Raw genomic sequence first — 18,137 nt, forward strand, 5'->3', positions numbered from 1 at the left:
CCGGAAGGTGAATGCCCTCCGGGGTTTTTTGTTGGAGCGCATGGCTGTAGGAGCCCTCCCTTCATGCAGACAGCGCTGTCGCCCTGCTAAAAAGGAGTCTGTAGGAGTGAGCTTGCTCGCGATAGCGTTAGATCTGTTAAGAAGATGTCATCTGACCTGACGCTATCGCGAGCAAGCTCACTCCTACAGAAAATCGTCTAAAACTCAGATGGTTATTGATGATAGTCCACGAGCTGCTACAGGAGATTGTGTTTGTGGATAAACGCACTGGCCTTCTCGGCGAACATCAGCGGTTGATCTTCCATCAGAAAATGACCCGCATTGTCGATGAGCTGCAACGTCGAGCCGGGAATGTCGCCGTGCAAGCGGTGGGCGTAACTTGATGGCTGCCATTCATCTTCGGCACCCCAAAGGATCTGCACCGGAATGTTCAGCTCGGGCAGGCGTTGCGCGAAGTCTTCCGTGTAGCGCGAGTCGTAATGCGCGACCTGATTCTTGTAAAAGCCTTGCTGGCCGATGAGGCCGGTGATCGGTGCCAGGTAAGCCTCAAGCAACTCGCCTTCCATGATGCTCTTATTGAAAACCGCCATACGCAGTTGGCGGATCATTAATTGCCGATGCTCGTCTGCGTTCATTGCGGCATGTTCTGCGTAGTGCGCGCGGATGTGCTGCCAGCTTGCAGATGGCCACGAGTCATAGCTGACGATATCGGCAATGGTCAGGGACAAGAAGCGTTGCGGTGCTTCGATCGCCAGCCGAAGCGCAACGCCTCCACCAATGTCGTGGGCGATCACATGCGTGCGCTCCAGCTCCCAATGATCCAGCAACTGTTCCAACAGGATCCGTTGGGCCGCTACCGACGTGTCCTGGTTTTGCGGAAACTCCGACGCGCCGAAACCCAGCAGATCGAACAGGTGCACTTTCAGCCCGGCAGCTACCAGTTCGGGCACAACGTTGCGCCAGATGATCGAGTGCGCAGGCGTGCCGTGCAGCAGGACAACCGGCAGCCCTTCGCCGTGGCAGCCAGTGGCGATACGTCGCCCGTCGATGATCACCTGTTGATTGAGCCGTGGATTGTTCATGAGCGTGGTCTCCGAGGCGTTGATGATGGATTCAGCGTATCGAAGGGGTTTTCATGACGCCAATGACAACTTATGCTGCTGGAATTCGATTTTTGTCATGCGCATGTTTGCATTCGGAATGGAGCAAGCTCCCAGCTCATATTGATCGCAATCTTCTGTGGGAGCCGGGCTTGCCCGCGATAAAGACACCCTGGTCTAGATGCAACACCGCATCGCCCGTATCGCGAGCAAGCTCTGCTCCCATATGGACCGCGCTATTCCGTAGGGCCGGCCGGGCGGCGTTCCGCTTTAGCCGGGAGAGCGGCATTTCAGGCGAAGGGCATATGGCGAATTTACTGGCCTTCTCGCGGCTAAAGCCGCTCCTACGACGAATTCGTTTACAGGGGTAAATTGTGAACCAACGCCTCCCCATCGACGTTCTCCGGGCCCTGCGCAGCATTGTCGAGCTGGGCAGTGTGACCCGCGCAGCCGAAAGTCTGAACCTCACTCAGTCGGCGGTCAGCTGGAAGATCAAGCGATTGGAGAAGCAGCTCGGACGTCCGCTGATTTGTCGTGAAGGCCAACGTCTGGTTGCGACCAGCGACGGTGCCGAGCTGCTGATTCATGCGCGGCGCATCCTCAACTCCCACGACGAAGCGCTGGCGCTGTTTGCGCCATCGACTCTTGAAGGCACCGTTCGACTGGGCGTAACCGAGCAGGCTTCGCTCGCCCAGCTGTCACCGATATTGGCGAAGTTCTCCAGGCAGCACGGCAATGTCGACGTTCGTGTCGTCGTCGAGCAGAGTCAGGCGCTGCGCGAGTCGTTGATCAACGGCACGCTGGATCTGGCCTTGCATCAGGATTTCGCTCACGGGTTGAGTACTGAGGATCACTTGCTGTGGAGTGAGCGGCTGAACTGGTGCGTGCCTGCCGGTTGGGAACACAGCCCTGACACGACGGTTTCTCTCGTGACTTACGGGGCAGGATGTTTCTACGGCAATCTGGCGCAGGATCGTCTTCAGGTAGCAGGCATTCGCTGCAAGGTGGCGGTGCAGTGCCCCTCGACTGAGGGCGTGTTGTCGGCCATATCGGCAGGCTTGGGCATCGGGTTGGTGACGGCGGGCAATGTCGACAAACGCGTCGAGATCAATCATTTGTTCGAGCGCAGTATGCCGTTGCCAGAAGTGGCTAACGTGTTGCGTTTTAGCCAGCGCAAGCACGATCCGGTATTACAGGCATTGCAGCAGATGCTGGCTCAGACGTTGACGCGTGTCCGGGACGAGTCGCCCATTCCTGCGTGAAAATCAAGCCGTCAGGGGCTGCTCTCTTTTCGGCAGGCAGGGCGGTAAATACAGCCCGATATACGCATCAAACACCCGCATCCCTTCCTCCGCCATGCGTGGGGTGATTTCGTCATGCAGTTGCATGGAGCGCGCGTACACCCGGTCGCCCAGCTCCATGGCCAGGGCGAACACGTCAACATCGCCCGGTAATACCGGCAGCGCGAAGTGTCGCTCAAAGACCTCGAGCATCAAGTGCCCCAGTTCGATGTCGTGCTGACGATCCGCCTGAGTGATTTCGGTCAGGCCATGCTGGGCGAGGATTAACTGACGAGCAGCCGCATCGGCGTTGTAGATGTCCAGCATGCGCTGTTCGACTATGCGTGACAGATCACGCCAGCTCGTGAGCGAGTTGTGTTCGATGGGTGCTTGCAGGCTGGCGCGAAACGCGGCGTGGATATCAGCCGTCAGTGCTTCCAGCAGGGCGGGAACACTGGCAAAAAAGTGGTAAACGGATGACGGCGGAATCTGTGCCCGTTCGGCCACGCTGTAGATCGACAGGCTTGCGACACCTTCAGCTGCCAGCAACTCGCGTGCGGCATCGAGGATCGAGTCGATCCGGGCCTGACTGGCTGCGCGGGGTTTGCGGGAGGTGACGGGGCGGGTCATGTGGCGATCTCGTGGGCGGGGCTGCGGAGATTGTACAGCGGTGATGGATCCAATGCTTTCGCGAATGAATTCGCTCCCACAGGGTTTACGCAAACCCCGTAGGACCGGCTTTAGCCGGGAGAGCATTGGTACATTCGCTGCATTTCTCTTGACTGGAATGACGCCCTCCCGGCTAAAGCCGGTCCTACGGAGATCTGCGTTCCACACAAAAAAACGCCGAACAACCTCTCGGTTATGCGGCGTTTTTACTGTTCACACCAGTCGTTAAACGGTATGCAGGTACCAGTTGTACTCAAGGTCGGAGATGGAGTGTTCAAACTCTTCCAGCTCACTTTCCTTACAGGCGACGAAGATATCGATGTATTTAGGATCGATGTACTTGGCCATCACTTCACTGTCGTCCAGCTCGCGCAATGCGTCGCGCAGGTTGTTAGGCAGGCTTTGTTCGTTCTGCTCGTAAGAGTTGCCCGATACCGGCGCGCCTGGTTCGATCTTGTTGGTCAGGCCGTGATGCACGCCCGCCAGAACAGAAGCCATCAACAGATAAGGGTTGGCGTCGGCACCCGCAACACGGTGCTCGATACGTACCGCGTCAGCAGTGCCGGTTGGTACGCGTACGGCCACGGTACGGTTATCCAGGCCCCAGCTCGGGGAGTTGGGCACATAGAACTGAGCACCAAACCGGCGATACGAATTGACGTTCGGGCAAAGGAACGCCATCTGTGCCGGTAGGGTCTCGAGCACACCGCCGATGGCATGACGTAACGCGGCGTTCTGCTCGGGATCCTCGCTGGTGAAGATATTCTTGCCATCGCGATCCAGGATCGAGATGTGTACATGCAAGCCGTTACCTGCCTGGCCCGGGTAAGGCTTGGCCATGAAGGTGGTGTCCATCTCATGGTCGTAGGCGATGTTCTTGATCAGGCGCTTGAGCAATACCGCGTAGTCGCACGCTTTGATCGGGTCGGCAACGTGATGCAGGTTGACTTCAAACTGGGCCGGAGCACTTTCCTTGACGATGGCGTCAGCAGGAATCCCTTGCTCCTTGGCACCTTCCAGAATGTCCTGGAGGCAGTCGACGTATTCGTCGAGGTCGTCGATCAGGTAGACCTGTGTCGAGTGCGGGCGTTTGCCGGAAATCGGGGAGCGGGGTGGTTGCGGACGGCCGTTTACGTTCTCCTGATCGATCAGGTAGAACTCCAGCTCGAAAGCGGCGCAAATCGTCAGGCCCATTTCGTCGAACTTGGTCACGACCTGGCGCAGCACTTCGCGCGGGTCAGCGAAAAACGGGTCACCTTCAAGTTCGTGCATGGTCATCAGCAATTGCGCGGTAGGGCGCTTTTGCCAAGGCTCATTGCACAGCGTGTCAGGGATTGGATAGCAGATTCGGTCAGCATCACCGATATCCAGACCCAGGCCGGTACTTTCTACCGTCGAGCCATTGATATCCAGGGCAAATAAAGAGGCAGGCAGGTTAATGCCCTTCTCGTAAACCTTATGGAGGCTGGTGCGTTCAATGCGCTTGCCGCGCACCACACCATTCATATCTGCAATCAGAAGGTCAACGTACAGAACCTCAGGATGTTCCTTAAGGAACGCGTTCGCTTCGTTAAGCTGAACGGCACGCGGGGGTACCGACATGATGCAACACCTTTGTTGTTAAAAATATCAATCATCGAGCTTTACGGGTTTCAGTCAATCCGAAAGCCATGATGAAGTCAATAGAGCCTTCCCTTGCCCCGAAAGGGCGCAAAAAGGCCGTTTTTGCCGCAATTCAGGGCAAGTATTTAACAGCGGAAGGCTACGGATTACGGGGCTTTCACGGTGCCTGTTCGATTTCCAGAGGACTGTTGTGTAAAAAAACGAACAAGGCTAAGCTCGATTGCAACCCAGAACAGCAACAACACGGGGGTCCCATGTCACGCCTGCCCTTGATCGGCGTCACCGCCTGCACCAAGCAGATCGGTCATCATGCTTATCATGTTTCTGGCGACAAGTATGTCCGCGCGATAGCAGTGGCTGCCAGGGGCATGCCGTTGATTCTGCCTTCACTTGGCCCCTTGCTGGACACCGCCGACATTCTTTCCAGTCTCGATGGACTGCTGTTTACCGGTTCGCCTTCCAATGTCGAACCCTACCACTATAGTGGCCCAGCCAGTGCGCCGGGTACTGCTCATGATCCCGAACGCGACCGCACCACCTTACCGCTTATTCGTGCTGCCGTGGCAGCCGGTGTTCCGGTTTTAGGCATTTGCCGCGGTTTTCAGGAAATGAATGTGGCGTTTGGTGGCAGCCTGCATCAGCGCGTCCATGAAACTGAAGGCTTCATGGATCATCGTGAACCCGACAATGAACCGGTAGAAGTCCAGTACGCGCCGAGTCATTCCATGCGCGTTCAGCAGGGTGGTGTACTGGATGCATTGGGGTTGGCGAGTGAAATCCGCGTCAATTCGATTCATGGACAAGGTATCGAGCGTCTGGCACCTGATCTGCGGGTTGAGGTCCTCGCGCCCGATGGCTTGATCGAGGCCGTCTCGGTCCAGGACAGTCCAGGCTTTGCGCTGGGCGTGCAATGGCATCCCGAGTGGCAAGTTACAGCGAACCCTGATTACCTTGTCATCTTCCAGGCGTTTGGCGATGCCTGCCGTAAACGAGCACTACAACGCGACGCCGATGCGTCAAATAACGCCTGATTCGCGATCAGGACTCTGACCACCTGAGGTATTTATGAGTACCAACCTCGACCAGCTCACCGATTGGTTGAAAGAACACAAGATCACCGAAGTCGAATGCATGATTGCCGACCTGACCGGGATCACTCGCGGCAAGATTTCTCCCACCAACAAATTCATTGCCGAAAAGGGCATGCGCTTGCCGGAGAGCGTATTGCTGCAGACGGTGACCGGTGACTACGTCGAAGACGACATCTATTACGAATTGCTCGACCCGGCAGACATCGACATGTTCTGCCGTCCGGATGCCAACGCGGTTTATGTAGTGCCCTGGGCCATCGAGCCCACCGCGCAGGTCATCCATGACACCTACGACAAGCAGGGCAACCCCATTGAGCTGTCGCCGCGTAACGTCTTGAAGAAAGTCCTCAAGCTCTACACGGATCAAGGCTGGCAGCCCATTGTTGCGCCGGAGATGGAGTTTTACCTGACCAAACGCAGCGATGACCCCGACTACCCGTTGCAGCCGCCAGTCGGGCGCTCCGGGCGTCCTGAGACGGGTCGTCAGTCGTTCTCCATCGAAGCAGCCAACGAGTTCGATCCGCTGTTCGAAGATGTCTACGACTGGTGCGAGCTGCAGAACCTTGACCTGGATACGCTGATCCATGAAGACGGCACGGCGCAGATGGAAATCAATTTCCGTCACGGTGACGCCTTGTCGCTGGCCGATCAGATTCTGGTGTTCAAGCGCACCATGCGCGAAGCGGCCCTCAAGCACGATGTCGCAGCGACGTTTATGGCCAAGCCGATGACGGGCGAGCCTGGCAGCGCCATGCATTTGCACCAGAGCATCATCGACATCAAGACCGGCAAGAACATCTTCTCCAATGAAGACGGGACCATGAGCGAGCTGTTCCTGCAGCACATCGGCGGCTTGCAGAAGCTGATTCCCGAGCTGTTGCCGCTGTTCGCGCCCAACGTCAACTCGTTCCGTCGCTTCCTGCCCGATACTTCGGCACCGGTAAACGTTGAGTGGGGCGAAGAAAATCGTACGGTTGGCTTGCGTGTTCCGGATGCGGGTCCACAGAACCGTCGTGTGGAGAACCGCTTGCCCGGTGCCGACGCCAACCCTTATCTGGCGATTGCCGCGAGTCTGCTGTGTGGCTTTATTGGCATGGTTGAACACATCAACCCAAGTGCTCCGGTCGTCGGCCGTGGTTACGAGCGGCGCAATCTGCGTCTGCCGCTGACCATTGAAGATGCACTGGAGCGTATGGAAAACAGCAAGACCGTCGAGAAATACCTGGGTGAGAAATTCATCAAGGGCTACGTCGCGGTCAAACGTGCGGAGCACGAAAATTTCAAACGCGTGATCAGTTCGTGGGAACGCGAGTTCCTGTTGTTTGCGGTTTGATGTCAGCCCCGTAGGACCGGCTTTAGCCGGGAAGGGGCCGCCTGATCCGGAAAATATATTGGATTCACCGGCGTCCTCCCGGCTGAAGCCGGTCCTACGCGGCATGGCGTTGAACGTCGCGCGCTAAAAGCATATGGAGTTGTGTAATGAGTTCCAGGAACCCGCAAACCCTTGAATGGCAGGCCTTGAGCAGTGAGCATCACCTGGCCCCGTTCAGCGATTACAAGCAACTCAAAGAGGTTGGCCCTCGGATCATCACCCGTTCCAGCGGGGTTTATCTGTGGGACAGCGAGGGCAACAAGATCCTCGATGGCATGTCCGGCCTGTGGTGTGTCGCCATCGGTTATGGCCGCGAAGAACTGGCCGATGCTGCTGCTAAACAGATGCGCGAGCTGCCGTACTACAACCTGTTCTTCATGACTGCTCACCCGCCGGTGCTGGAGTTGGCCAAAGTCATCTCCGAAATCGCCCCTGAGGGCATGAACCATGTGTTCTTCACCGGTTCCGGCTCGGAAGGCAACGACACCATGTTGCGCATGGTTCGCCACTATTGGGCAATCAAAGGCCAGCCGAACAAGAAAACCATCATCAGCCGGGTCAATGGTTATCACGGCTCTACGGTGGCGGGCGCTAGCCTGGGTGGCATGACCTACATGCACGAGCAGGGCGACTTGCCGATCCCGGGCATCGTGCACATCCCGCAGCCGTACTGGTTCGGTGAAGGCGGTGACATGACGCCGGACGAGTTCGGTATCTGGGCTGCCGAGCAACTGGAGAAGAAAATTCTCGAACTGGGTGTGGACAACGTCGGTGCGTTTATTGCCGAGCCAATTCAGGGCGCGGGCGGGGTTATCGTGCCGCCTGACAGCTACTGGCCGAAGATCAAAGAGATCCTCGACAAGTACGACATCCTGTTCGTCGCCGACGAAGTGATCTGTGGGTTTGGCCGTACGGGTGAGTGGTTTGGTAGCGACTTCTACGGCCTCAAGCCGGACATGATGACCATCGCCAAAGGCCTGACTTCGGGTTACATCCCTATGGGCGGGCTGATCGTGCGTGACGAAGTGGTGGCTGTGCTCAACGAAGGCGGCGACTTCAATCACGGCTTTACCTACTCCGGCCATCCGGTCGCAGCGGCTGTAGCGCTGGAGAATATTCGCATCCTGCGCGAAGAGAAAATCGTCGAACGCGTCAATGCGGAAACGGCACCATACTTGCAGAAACGTCTGCGTGAGCTGAGCGATCATCCGCTGGTAGGTGAGGTCCGTGGTGTGGGCCTTTTGGGGGCTATTGAGCTGGTCAAGGACAAGACAACCCGCGAGCGTTACACCGGCAAAGGGGCTGGCATGATTTGTCGAACCTTCTGCTTCAACAATGGCCTGATTATGCGGGCTGTAGGCGACACCATGATAATCGCGCCACCGTTGGTGATCAGCTTTGCGGAAATTGATGAGTTGGTCGAGAAGGCCCGCAAGTGCCTGGATCTGACGTTGGCTGAGCTGCAAGGTTAGGCGCGAATCGGTAGCAGGCAACTTGTTGGCGAAGCGATTTGTCAGGCGCTGATGGGTCTTGGTCTGAACGCTTCGCGAACAAGTTCGCTCCTACCGGTGCATCAGACTTGTCACTCGGGTCACGAAATTGCCAGACTAATGGCTAGAAGCCGCTACCTAATAACACTGGAGTTGTACACATGAAGAAATTTGGCAAGACCCTCCTCGCTTTGTCCCTCATGGGTGTCGTGGCCGCCGCTGCGCAGGCCGACGATAAAGTGCTGCACGTGTACAACTGGTCCGATTACATCGCCAAGGACACCATCTCCAAATTCGAAAAAGAGTCGGGCATCAAAGTCGTCTACGACGTGTTCGACAGCAACGAAACCCTGGAAGCCAAATTGCTTGCCGGCAAGTCCGGTTACGACATCGTCGTGCCGTCGAACAACTTCCTTGCCAAGCAGATCAAAGCCGGGGTTTATCAGCCGCTGGACAAGTCCAAGCTGTCCAACTACAAAAACCTGAACACCGACCTGCTCAAAGCCGTGTCGGTCAGCGACCCGGATAACAAGCACGCCTTCCCATACATGTGGGGTTCGATCGGTATCGGCATCAACCCGGACAAAGTCAAAGCTGCACTGGGTGCCGACGCTCCGGTCAATTCCTGGGACTTGCTGTTCAAACCAGAGAACGCCGCCAAGCTGAAATCCTGTGGCATCAGCTTCCTCGATTCGCCAACCGAAATGCTGCCGATTGCCCTGCACTACCTCGGTTATCCAACCGACAGCCAGGACAAGAAACAGCTGGCTGAAGCCGAAGCGCTGTTCCTGAAAATTCGCCCTTCGATTGGTTACTTCCACTCCTCCAAGTACATCTCCGACCTGGCCAACGGCAACATCTGCGTAGCCGTGGGTTACTCGGGCGATATCTATCAGGCCAAATCCCGTGCTGAAGAAGCCGGTGGCAAGGTGAAAGTCAGCTACAACATTCCGAAAGAAGGTGCTGGCAGCTTTTACGACATGGTGGCAATCCCTAAAGACGCGGAAAACGTCGACGGTGCCTACAAGTTCATGAACTTCCTGCTGCAGCCGGAAATCATGGCCGAGATCACCAACGAAGTGCGCTTCCCGAACGGTAACTCGGCGGCAACGGCCCTGGTCGATAAAGACATCACCAGCGACCCGGGTGTTTACCCACCTGCTGATGTGCTTGCCAAGCTTTACGCCATCGCTGACTTGCCAGCCGCCACCCAGCGGATCATGACCCGCAGCTGGACCAAGATTAAGTCGGGTAAATAATCCCGGTTGATGGAAACCCTGTTGGGATGGCGTGGTGTTCTGGCACCGCGCTGTCCTGCGGCATACAGGATACCTGTAGGACTGGCTTTAGCCGGGAGAGGGGAATTACATGCGCTGCATATTTAGCGTCAGGAATGCCGCTCTCCCGGGTAAAGCCGGTCCTACGGGTTCAAGCCAAACGGCTGTCACATAAAGTTTTTTTGCGATACGCGGTCAACAACGGTAAGTTGCGCCCCCGGATTTTTCCGACCTGATCTGCTCAACTCTCCGACACGGGCACCAGACCCCACCTCAAAAAGGATTGTTCACGTGTCTATTTCTTTATTTGCCAAATCCATGCTCGCCGCCGCCACCCTGACAGCTACCGTCGCAGCGCACGCCGCACCCACCGTGCATATTTATAACTGGTCCGATTACATCGGCAAAACCACCCTCGAAGACTTCCAAAAAACCACCGGCATCAAGCCGATGTACGACGTGTTCGACTCCAATGAAACCCTGGAAGCCAAGCTGCTTGCGGGCCGCACGGGCTATGACGTTGTTGTGCCGTCCAACCACTTCCTCGGCAAGCAGATCAAAGCAGGCGCGTTCCAGAAGCTCGACAAGAGCCAGCTGCCGAACTACAAGAATCTCGACCCGGCGCTGCTCAAGCGTCTGGAGAAAAACGACCCGGGTAACCAGTACGCCGTGCCGTATCTGTGGGGCACCAACGGCATCGGTTACAACGTCGAGAAGGTCAAAGCGGTGTTGGGTGTCGACAAGATCGACTCCTGGTCGGTGCTGTTCGAACCTGAAAACATCAAGAAGCTGCAGAGCTGTGGCGTAGCCATGCTCGACTCTGCCGATGAAATGCTCCCGGCGATGCTCAATTATCTGGGCTTGAATCCCAACAGCACGAACGAGGCCGACTATAAAAAGGCCGAAGCCAAGCTGATGGAGATTCGTCCTTACGTGACCTACTTCCACTCCTCTAAATACATCACCGATCTGGCCAATGGCGATATCTGCGTAGCGGCCGGTTTCTCGGGCGATGTGTTCCAGGCCAAGTCCCGGGCAGAGGAAGCAGGCAAGGGCGTGAACATCGCCTACAGCATCCCGAAAGAGGGCGGCAACCTGTGGTTCGACATGCTGGCGATCCCTGCGGACTCGAAAAATACCAAGCAGGCCCACGCATTCATCAACTACATGCTCGAGCCTAAAGTCATCGCGCAAGTGAGTGACGAAGTGGGTTACGCCAACCCGAACCCGGCTTCCGACGAATTCATGGACAAGGACATTCGCGCAGATGAGGCGGTCTATCCGTCCAAGGAAGTGCAGGAGCGCCTGTACGTCAATTCCGAGTTGCCGCCGAAGATTCAGCGCGTCATGACGCGTAGCTGGACCCGAATCAAATCCGGTAAATAAAGACCTCGCGCCCGGTCATGCAGACCGGGCTGCAAACCAGTTGGGAGTTTCACCCATGGCAGTTGCCTCCGGCGCCTACAAGAAATCACTCGAAGGCGATCAGCAACCCAAGCAGGTGCTGGTCAAAATCGATCGGGTCACGAAGAAATTCGATGAGACGATTGCCGTGGACGACGTGTCCCTGCAAATCAACAAGGGCGAGATTTTCGCCTTGCTGGGTGGCTCCGGCTCCGGCAAGTCAACGCTGCTGCGCATGCTGGCCGGTTTCGAGCGGCCAACAGAAGGGCGGATCTTCCTCGATGGCGTCGATATCACCGACATGCCGCCGTACGAGCGTCCGATCAACATGATGTTCCAGTCCTACGCGCTGTTTCCGCACATGACGGTGGAGCAGAACATCGCGTTCGGCCTGCAGCAGGACAAGCTGCCCAAAGCCGAAATCACCGAGCGCGTCGCTGAAATGCTCAAGCTGGTGCAGATGACCCAGTACGCGCGTCGCAAGCCTCATCAGTTGTCTGGCGGTCAACGTCAGCGGGTGGCGCTGGCTCGGTCTCTGGCGAAGAAACCCAAGCTGTTGTTGCTCGACGAGCCGATGGGTGCGCTGGACAAGAAACTACGCTCGCAGATGCAGCTGGAACTGGTGGAGATCATCGAGCGGGTCGGCGTGACCTGCGTGATGGTGACCCACGACCAGGAAGAAGCCATGACCATGGCTGAGCGCATCGCGATCATGCACCTGGGCTGGATCGCGCAAATCGGCAGCCCAATCGATATCTACGAAACCCCGACCAGCCGTCTGGTCTGCGAATTCATTGGTAACGTCAACCTGTTCGAAGGCGAAGTGATCGAGGACATGGAAGGTCATGCCCTGATTCGCAGCCCCGAGCTGGAGCGCAATATCTACGTGGGTCACGGCGTGACGACCTCGGTGGAAGACAAGCACATCACCTACGCGTTGCGTCCGGAGAAACTGCTGGTCACCACAGAGCGGCCGAGCTTCGAATACAACTGGTCGCGCGGCAAAGTCCACGACATCGCGTATCTGGGCGGCCATTCGGTGTTCTACGTGCAACTGCCGTGCGGCAAGCTGGTGCAGTCGTTCGTTGCCAACGCCGAGCGCCAAGGCACACGACCGACCTGGGGCGATGAAGTGTTTGTCTGGTGGGAAGACGACAGCGGCGTGGTATTGCGCTCATGAAGATACGCAAAATCAAGCGTGCTCTGGGGCGGATAACCCCCAACGGCCGGCAGCTCGTCATTGGAGCGCCGTTCCTCTGGCTGTTTCTTTTCTTTGCTCTGCCGTTTCTGATCGTCATCAAGATCAGTTTTGCCGAAGCCGACGTGGCGATTCCGCCCTACACCGAAATCTTCAGCTACGCCGAGCAGAAGTTCGAGGTCATCCTCAACTTCGCCAACTACGCGTTGCTGACAGGCGATGACCTGTACATTTCGGCGTATCTGGGCTCGCTGAAAATGGCGTTCTTCAGCACCTTGCTGTGCTTGTTGATCGGCTTCCCGATGGCCTATGCCATTGCGACCGCACGCAAGGAACTGCAAACCGTGCTGTTGCTGTTGATCATGATGCCGACCTGGACCGCGATTCTGATCCGGGTGTACGCGTGGATGGGCATCCTCAGCAATAACGGGCTGCTCAATGCGTTTCTGATGTGGCTGGGCCTCATCGACGAGCCGTTGCAGATCCTCAATACCAATCTGGCCGTCTATATCGGCGTGGGGTATTCGTACCTGCCGTTCATGATCCTGCCGCTGTACGCCAACCTGGTTAAACACGATATGAGCCTGCTTGAGGCGGCGTCGGATCTGGGTTCCAGCACCTTCAACAGCTTCTGGAAGATCACCGTGCCGCTGTCCAAGAACGGCGTCATTGCGGGTTGCATGCTGGTGTTCATTCCGGTGGTTGGTGAATTTGTTATTCCTGAGCTTCTGGGTGGGCCGGAAACCCTGATGATTGGCCGCGTGTTGTGGCAAGAGTTCTTCAACAACCGCGACTGGCCGGTGGCTTCGGCGTTGGCGGTGATCATGCTGTTGATCCTGATCGTGCCGATCATTCTGTTCAACCGCAGTCAGGCCAAAGAGCTGGAGGGCAGGGCATGAGAGGCTTTCGATTCTCGAACATGATGCTGGTCCTTGGGCTGCTGTTCATCTATGCACCGATGGTGATTCTGGTCATCTACTCGTTCAACGCCTCCAAACTGGTCACGGTCTGGGGTGGCTGGTCGGTGCACTGGTATGTCGGGCTGCTGGATAACTCGCAACTGATGGGCTCGGTGATGCGCTCTCTGGAAATCGCCACCTACACGGCGATTGCAGCGGTAGCGCTGGGTACCATGGCAGCGTTCGTGTTGACCCGCATCACGCGCTTCAAGGGCCGCACGTTTTTCGGTGGGCTGGTGACAGCGCCGCTGGTCATGCCTGAAGTGATTACCGGTCTGTCGTTGTTACTGCTGTTCGTGGCCATGGCCCAGTTGATCGGCTGGCCGCAAGAGCGTGGCATCGTCACCATCTGGATCGCTCACACCACGTTCTGCGCGGCTTATGTGGCCGTGGTGGTTTCGGCACGGTTGCGTGAGCTGGACCTGTCCATCGAAGAAGCTGCCATGGATCTTGGTGCGCGGCCCTGGAAGGTGTTCTTCCTGATCACCATCCCGATGATCGCGCCTTCGCTGGCGGCGGGGGCCATGATGTCTTTTGCGCTTTCGCTGGACGATCTGGTTCTGGCGAGCTTTGTCTCTGGTCCGGGTTCAACGACCTTGCCGATGGAAGTCTTCTCCGCTGTACGCCTGGGTGTTAAGCCGGAAATCAACGCCGTCGCGAGCCTGATTCTGCTGGCCGTTTCGTGCGCGACCTTCCTTGTCTGGTTCTTCAGCCGCCGTGCCGAGCTACAGCGCAAGAAAGCCATCCAGCAAGCCATCGAAGAAAGCGCGGCTGATAGCTACAAACAACCCGACCCACGCCGCGCGGCTGCGCCGGTTTAAAGCGTCTCGGTAGGAGCGAACTTGTTCGCGAAGCGGTGTAACTGTTTAGGCAGGCTAATCGCCTCGCGAACAAGTTCGCTCCTACCGGGCCGGGGGCATCAGCCACTTGGCATCCTCTTCAATTAAATGCTGCGGCACGCACTCGCCGTTGATGTAGGTCTGTGCCGGTTTAAAGCGTCAGGTAAATTCCGGTAGGAGCGAACTTGTTCGCGAGGCGGTTTAACTGTTGAGGCAGGATCATCGCCTCGCGAACAAGTTCGCTCCTACCGGGTGGGGCATCAGCCACCCGGCATCAACCTCAAGCTGCCTTGGGCATTCTTCGCCACATCCTCTTCGCTCAGATGCTGCGGCACGTATTCGCCGTTGATGTAGGTCTGTGCCTGATCCGAATAATGCTTGTCGAACAGCACGCCGCTCTGCCCGACGGGGTTGATGCCGAGTGCGTGGGCCGGGTCGGCGAAGTCGATCAGGCGGCGGGTTGAGGGGCCGTACGTCACTGGCCAAGGGGCAGGTCCGATGCGTGACGAAAGATTGTTCGGCACTTCATGAGTGCCTGGCGCCGCGAACGGGCCGACGTTTAATAGCGTATCCAGCGGCTTTTGCGTGCCCAGCGGATGGGCGTGGGTCAGGGTGTGTGCTTTGCCCCAACGCCATTCGTCCGCGTTAAGCCCATACGTGGATTTCAAGTGCGACACCGTGGCGTGCCAGGCGACTTTGACGGTGTTGGCGCGGTTCTCTTCGAACGGCGAATTACGATTGTTCCACCACGGCGAACTGGCGTCGGCGGCTACGCGGGGCAGGACAGCATCAATCACCCTCGTTGATAGCAGCGTTTCGAAGAGACCATCGCCCAGCTCATCGTGGAAGACCTCTTCGCTCAGGTCGAAGAGGAACTGGTTAAACAGCGTGGCGCCCACCGAATCAACCCCATAGTCGCCTTTCCAGTTGGCCAGTCGTTCTACCAGCGCTTTCTCTTCCGGGTCACTGACTACTTCGCGGAGGACCGGAAGCAAAGGCTGTAAAACCCGATTGGCATAATCAGTTTTCGTGCCCAGTTGCAGCGCTTTGCTGTTGTCCAGATCCCATTTCACCGAGGCATCACTCAGCTGTCGGTTCAGCTGTTGGCCGCGATCAGCCAGGTTGTAGTAACCAGGGATTTGCATGCCGGTGGGCGAAAGTGGCTGGAAGTTGGCCGATACGATGTAGCCGCGCGCGGGGTTTTCTTCCTGAGGGTTGGCGCTGAAGGGGTAAAAGCCCAGCTTGTCGGCTTGCTCAGTGCTGCCATCGAGAATGTAGTTCGGGTTGACCCCTTCCGGACGGATCGGCAACTGAGCCGCGGCCCACCAGCCGATATCGCCTTTGGCATTGGCCCAGACGATGTTCAGTCCCGGTGCCTGAATTTTCTCTGCCGCGGCGCGCATTTTATCCAGCGTATCGGCGCGGTTTACTTCGTAGAAGCCTTCCAGAATCGGGTTCTCCGACTCCAGGAATGACCACCACATGGCAACCGGCGTGGTGCTCGCGGTGACGCCCATTACGTCGTTGACGATAGGGCCGTGAGGCGACCTGCGCAGCGTCAGCGTGACCGGTGCTTCGCCTTTGACCGCAATCTGTTGTTCGGTGGTGGTCATGTCGACCCACCGCCCGTGATACCAGACTTGATTGGGATTTTCCGGATTGGTCTTCTCGGCGATCAGGTCCAGGTCATCGTTCTGGAACATGGTCAGGCTCCAGCCGAAGTCCATGTTGTTGCCCAGGGACGCGAAAGGGTTGAGCGCCTGATGATGGCCGTACAGCTCAAAGCCCGGCGCGGACAGGTGCGCTTCGTACCACACCGCTGGCACCGAGAAACGGATGTGCGGATCGCCCGCCAGTAATGGTTTGCCGCTTTTGGTTCTGGTGCCGGAAACGGCCCATGCATTACTGCCTTCGAACTGAGGTAAACCCGCTTGTTCAAGCGCCTGACTGCTCAGGTAAGCGAGCTGATTGAGGCTTTTCCAGTCGCTGCTTGAAAGCCTGGCTGGCTGATCAAGAACGCCCTGTGGCTGCCAGTCGAGGTCGAAGACTTTCAGGTAGTCGGCACCCAGTTCGTCACGCACATAGGTCAGCAAAGGCTCGGTACGAAAGGCTGCGGCAAAGCTGTAGGCCATGTAACCGCCGACGCTCAGGGTGTCTTCGGCGGTGAACGGTCGTTTGGGGATGCCCAGCAGGTCGAACTCCAGCGGTTTGGCGTGGCTGTCCTGATACTGGTTGATGCCGTCAAGGTAGGCTTGCAGCGCTTTCCAGGTCGGTGTGTTCTTGTCGTGGCGGGCGACATAGTCGTCGGCGTGCTCACGAATACGCAGGCTGCGGAATAGCTTGTCCGTCGCGACCAGTTTTGGGCCCAGCACTTCAGCCAGTTCGCCCCGGGCCAGGCGACGCATCATTTCCATCTGGAACAGTCGGTCCTGAGCCTGCACATAACCCAGTGCGCGATACAGATCAGCTTCGTTCTCGGCGCGAATATGCGGCACGCCGCGCTCGTCATAACGCACGCTGACTGGCGCCTGGAGGTGAGCGAGGGATAGCTCGCCGTCACGCTGTGGTTGCTTGCTGTGCAGATACCATGCGCTCGCGCCAATGACGAGGGCGATGATGAATACAAGGATAGACAGGCTGCGTTTCATCCGGCTTCTCAGATAAGGCGACAAGTCGCGATTGTAGGCATATTGGAAGGCATGTTGGATGGCTAGACGTATCGATTCACATTTGAATGCAATCCTGTGAGAGCCATTTGCAGGTGTTTGGCCGAGTCCGGCTTGCGATGTTCGGGGATACAGCTGAATATCCGTGCACTGTTTATCGTCCTTCCGGAAAACCCATGTCTGCCACGTTCGACCCCGATGCCCTGCGCAACAGTCTGCAACCGCTGAGCGCTGCCCAGCCGCTGTCTGCCGAGGGTTTGGCGTACCAGCAATTTTACGTGCTGGACAGGTTGGGTCTGGAGCGTCCACTGCGCACCTGGCTGGGCAGAATGGATGTGGGTGGTTATGAGGTTGTCGGGCAGGTCTGGATCCCGGATAGCCCCGTGGCCACTTTGTTTTTCATGCATGGGTTTTATGACCACATGGGCTTGTTTCGGCATGTGATCGAATGGGCGCTGAGCAAGGGTTTTGCAGTGATCTCGTGTGATTTGCCGGGGCACGGCCTGTCCAGCGGTCCGCGGGCCAGCATCAATGACTTCGCCGAGTATCAGGCCGTCCTGCAACGCTTGTTCGAGGAGGCCAGCGGATTGCAGTTGCCTGCGCCCTGGCACCTTTGCGGGCAAAGCACGGGGGCTGCGATTCTGATCGACCATCTGCTTGATCATGGCGTTGAGAGTCCAGCTCAAGGTCAGGTCATTCTGCTTGCGCCGTTGGTCAGGCCTCGGGCGTGGGGTTGGTCAAAGCTGAGTTATCACCTGCTCAATCCCTTCGTCACGGGTATCGCCCGGCGCTTCACCGAAAACTCCAACGCCCCGGCGTTTCTACCATTTCTGTTGGCAGACCCCTTGCAACCACGTCGCTTGCCGACTGCCTGGGTCGGCGCACTGGCGCGCTGGATCAAGCGTATAGAGTCCGCCCCTTCAAGCCCACGCAGCCCGATCATTATCCAGGGTGACGCCGACATGACCGTTGACTGGCGTCATAACCTTAAGGTGCTGAACGAAAAATTTGCCGAGCCAAAAGTGCTGATGATCGACAATGCACGCCATCATCTGGCGAACGAAACGCCTGAGATTCGCGCACTTTATTTCGCGTTTCTGGACCGCCAGATGGGCTGATGTTATTCCGCGACAGAGCTGCGGGTCTTGTCATCGGCAGGCTGAAAAAAA

General features: G+C 57.3%; 14 protein-coding genes. 10 read left to right on the forward strand and 4 right to left on the reverse strand.

The window, feature by feature from the left end; all coding sequences use genetic code 11:
- Nucleotides 1-236 precede the first annotated feature (236 nt).
- Complete coding sequence (locus AO242_RS04995) at nucleotides 237-1,082, reverse strand: alpha/beta fold hydrolase (RefSeq protein WP_099267906.1); 846 nt, start codon at nucleotides 1,080-1,082, stop codon at nucleotides 237-239.
- Between the two features lie 392 nt (nucleotides 1,083-1,474).
- On the opposite strand from AO242_RS04995, the gene AO242_RS05000 reads away from it, so the two are divergent.
- The gene (locus AO242_RS05000) at nucleotides 1,475-2,362 is read left to right on the forward strand and encodes a LysR family transcriptional regulator (protein ID WP_099267907.1); all 888 of its coding nucleotides are present in this window, start codon (nucleotides 1,475-1,477) and stop codon (nucleotides 2,360-2,362) included.
- Nucleotides 2,363-2,365: 3 nt separating this feature from the next.
- Here AO242_RS05000 and AO242_RS05005 read toward each other — a convergent pair whose 3' ends face one another.
- Both AO242_RS05005 and AO242_RS05010 read right to left on the reverse strand, forming a co-directional pair.
- Complete coding sequence (locus AO242_RS05005) at nucleotides 2,366-3,010, reverse strand: TetR/AcrR family transcriptional regulator (protein WP_099267908.1); 645 nt, start codon at nucleotides 3,008-3,010, stop codon at nucleotides 2,366-2,368.
- A gap of 264 nt (nucleotides 3,011-3,274) precedes the next feature.
- The gene (locus AO242_RS05010; protein WP_099267909.1) at nucleotides 3,275-4,651 is read right to left on the reverse strand and encodes a glutamine synthetase family protein; all 1,377 of its coding nucleotides are present in this window, start codon (nucleotides 4,649-4,651) and stop codon (nucleotides 3,275-3,277) included.
- Between the two features lie 275 nt (nucleotides 4,652-4,926).
- Between AO242_RS05010 and AO242_RS05015 the strand changes: the two genes are divergently transcribed.
- The 8 genes from AO242_RS05015 to AO242_RS05050 all read left to right on the forward strand — a co-directional run bounded on the left by AO242_RS05015 (nucleotide 4,927) and on the right by AO242_RS05050 (nucleotide 14,284).
- Nucleotides 4,927-5,703, forward strand: coding sequence for a gamma-glutamyl-gamma-aminobutyrate hydrolase family protein (locus tag AO242_RS05015; protein WP_099267910.1), 777 nt, complete (start codon nucleotides 4,927-4,929; stop codon nucleotides 5,701-5,703).
- A gap of 34 nt (nucleotides 5,704-5,737) precedes the next feature.
- Entirely contained in the window at nucleotides 5,738-7,096 is a 1,359-nt protein-coding gene (locus tag AO242_RS05020) for a glutamine synthetase family protein (protein WP_095092632.1), read from the forward strand.
- Nucleotides 7,097-7,242: 146 nt separating this feature from the next.
- Entirely contained in the window at nucleotides 7,243-8,607 is a 1,365-nt protein-coding gene (locus AO242_RS05025; protein WP_099267911.1) for an aspartate aminotransferase family protein, read from the forward strand.
- Nucleotides 8,608-8,786: 179 nt separating this feature from the next.
- Nucleotides 8,787-9,884, forward strand: coding sequence for a polyamine ABC transporter substrate-binding protein (locus tag AO242_RS05030; protein ID WP_099267912.1), 1,098 nt, complete (start codon nucleotides 8,787-8,789; stop codon nucleotides 9,882-9,884).
- Between the two features lie 309 nt (nucleotides 9,885-10,193).
- The gene (locus tag AO242_RS05035; protein WP_099267913.1) at nucleotides 10,194-11,288 is read left to right on the forward strand and encodes a polyamine ABC transporter substrate-binding protein; all 1,095 of its coding nucleotides are present in this window, start codon (nucleotides 10,194-10,196) and stop codon (nucleotides 11,286-11,288) included.
- Nucleotides 11,289-11,343: 55 nt separating this feature from the next.
- The gene (gene potA / locus AO242_RS05040; protein WP_099267914.1) at nucleotides 11,344-12,486 is read left to right on the forward strand and encodes a polyamine ABC transporter ATP-binding protein; all 1,143 of its coding nucleotides are present in this window, start codon (nucleotides 11,344-11,346) and stop codon (nucleotides 12,484-12,486) included.
- Entirely contained in the window at nucleotides 12,483-13,403 is a 921-nt protein-coding gene (locus AO242_RS05045; protein ID WP_099267915.1) for an ABC transporter permease subunit, read from the forward strand. The genes potA and AO242_RS05045 overlap by 4 nt, the downstream gene beginning before the upstream one ends.
- Nucleotides 13,400-14,284 (forward strand): ABC transporter permease subunit, encoded by an 885-nt coding sequence (locus AO242_RS05050; RefSeq protein WP_099267916.1) that lies wholly within the window; start codon nucleotides 13,400-13,402, stop codon nucleotides 14,282-14,284. The genes AO242_RS05045 and AO242_RS05050 overlap by 4 nt, the downstream gene beginning before the upstream one ends.
- A gap of 278 nt (nucleotides 14,285-14,562) precedes the next feature.
- On the opposite strand, the gene AO242_RS05055 is transcribed toward AO242_RS05050, so the two are convergent.
- On the reverse strand, nucleotides 14,563-16,950 hold the full coding sequence (locus tag AO242_RS05055) for a penicillin acylase family protein (protein WP_099267917.1): 2,388 nt from the start codon (nucleotides 16,948-16,950) through the stop codon (nucleotides 14,563-14,565).
- Between the two features lie 194 nt (nucleotides 16,951-17,144).
- On the opposite strand from AO242_RS05055, the gene AO242_RS05060 reads away from it, so the two are divergent.
- Nucleotides 17,145-18,086, forward strand: a complete 942-nt coding sequence (locus tag AO242_RS05060) for an alpha/beta hydrolase (RefSeq protein ID WP_099267918.1) — start codon at nucleotides 17,145-17,147, stop codon at nucleotides 18,084-18,086.
- Nucleotides 18,087-18,137: the final 51 nt, after the last annotated feature.

Source organism: Pseudomonas sp. ICMP 561 (assembly GCF_002699985.1).
Taxonomy (GTDB): domain Bacteria; phylum Pseudomonadota; class Gammaproteobacteria; order Pseudomonadales; family Pseudomonadaceae; genus Aquipseudomonas; species Aquipseudomonas quasicaspiana.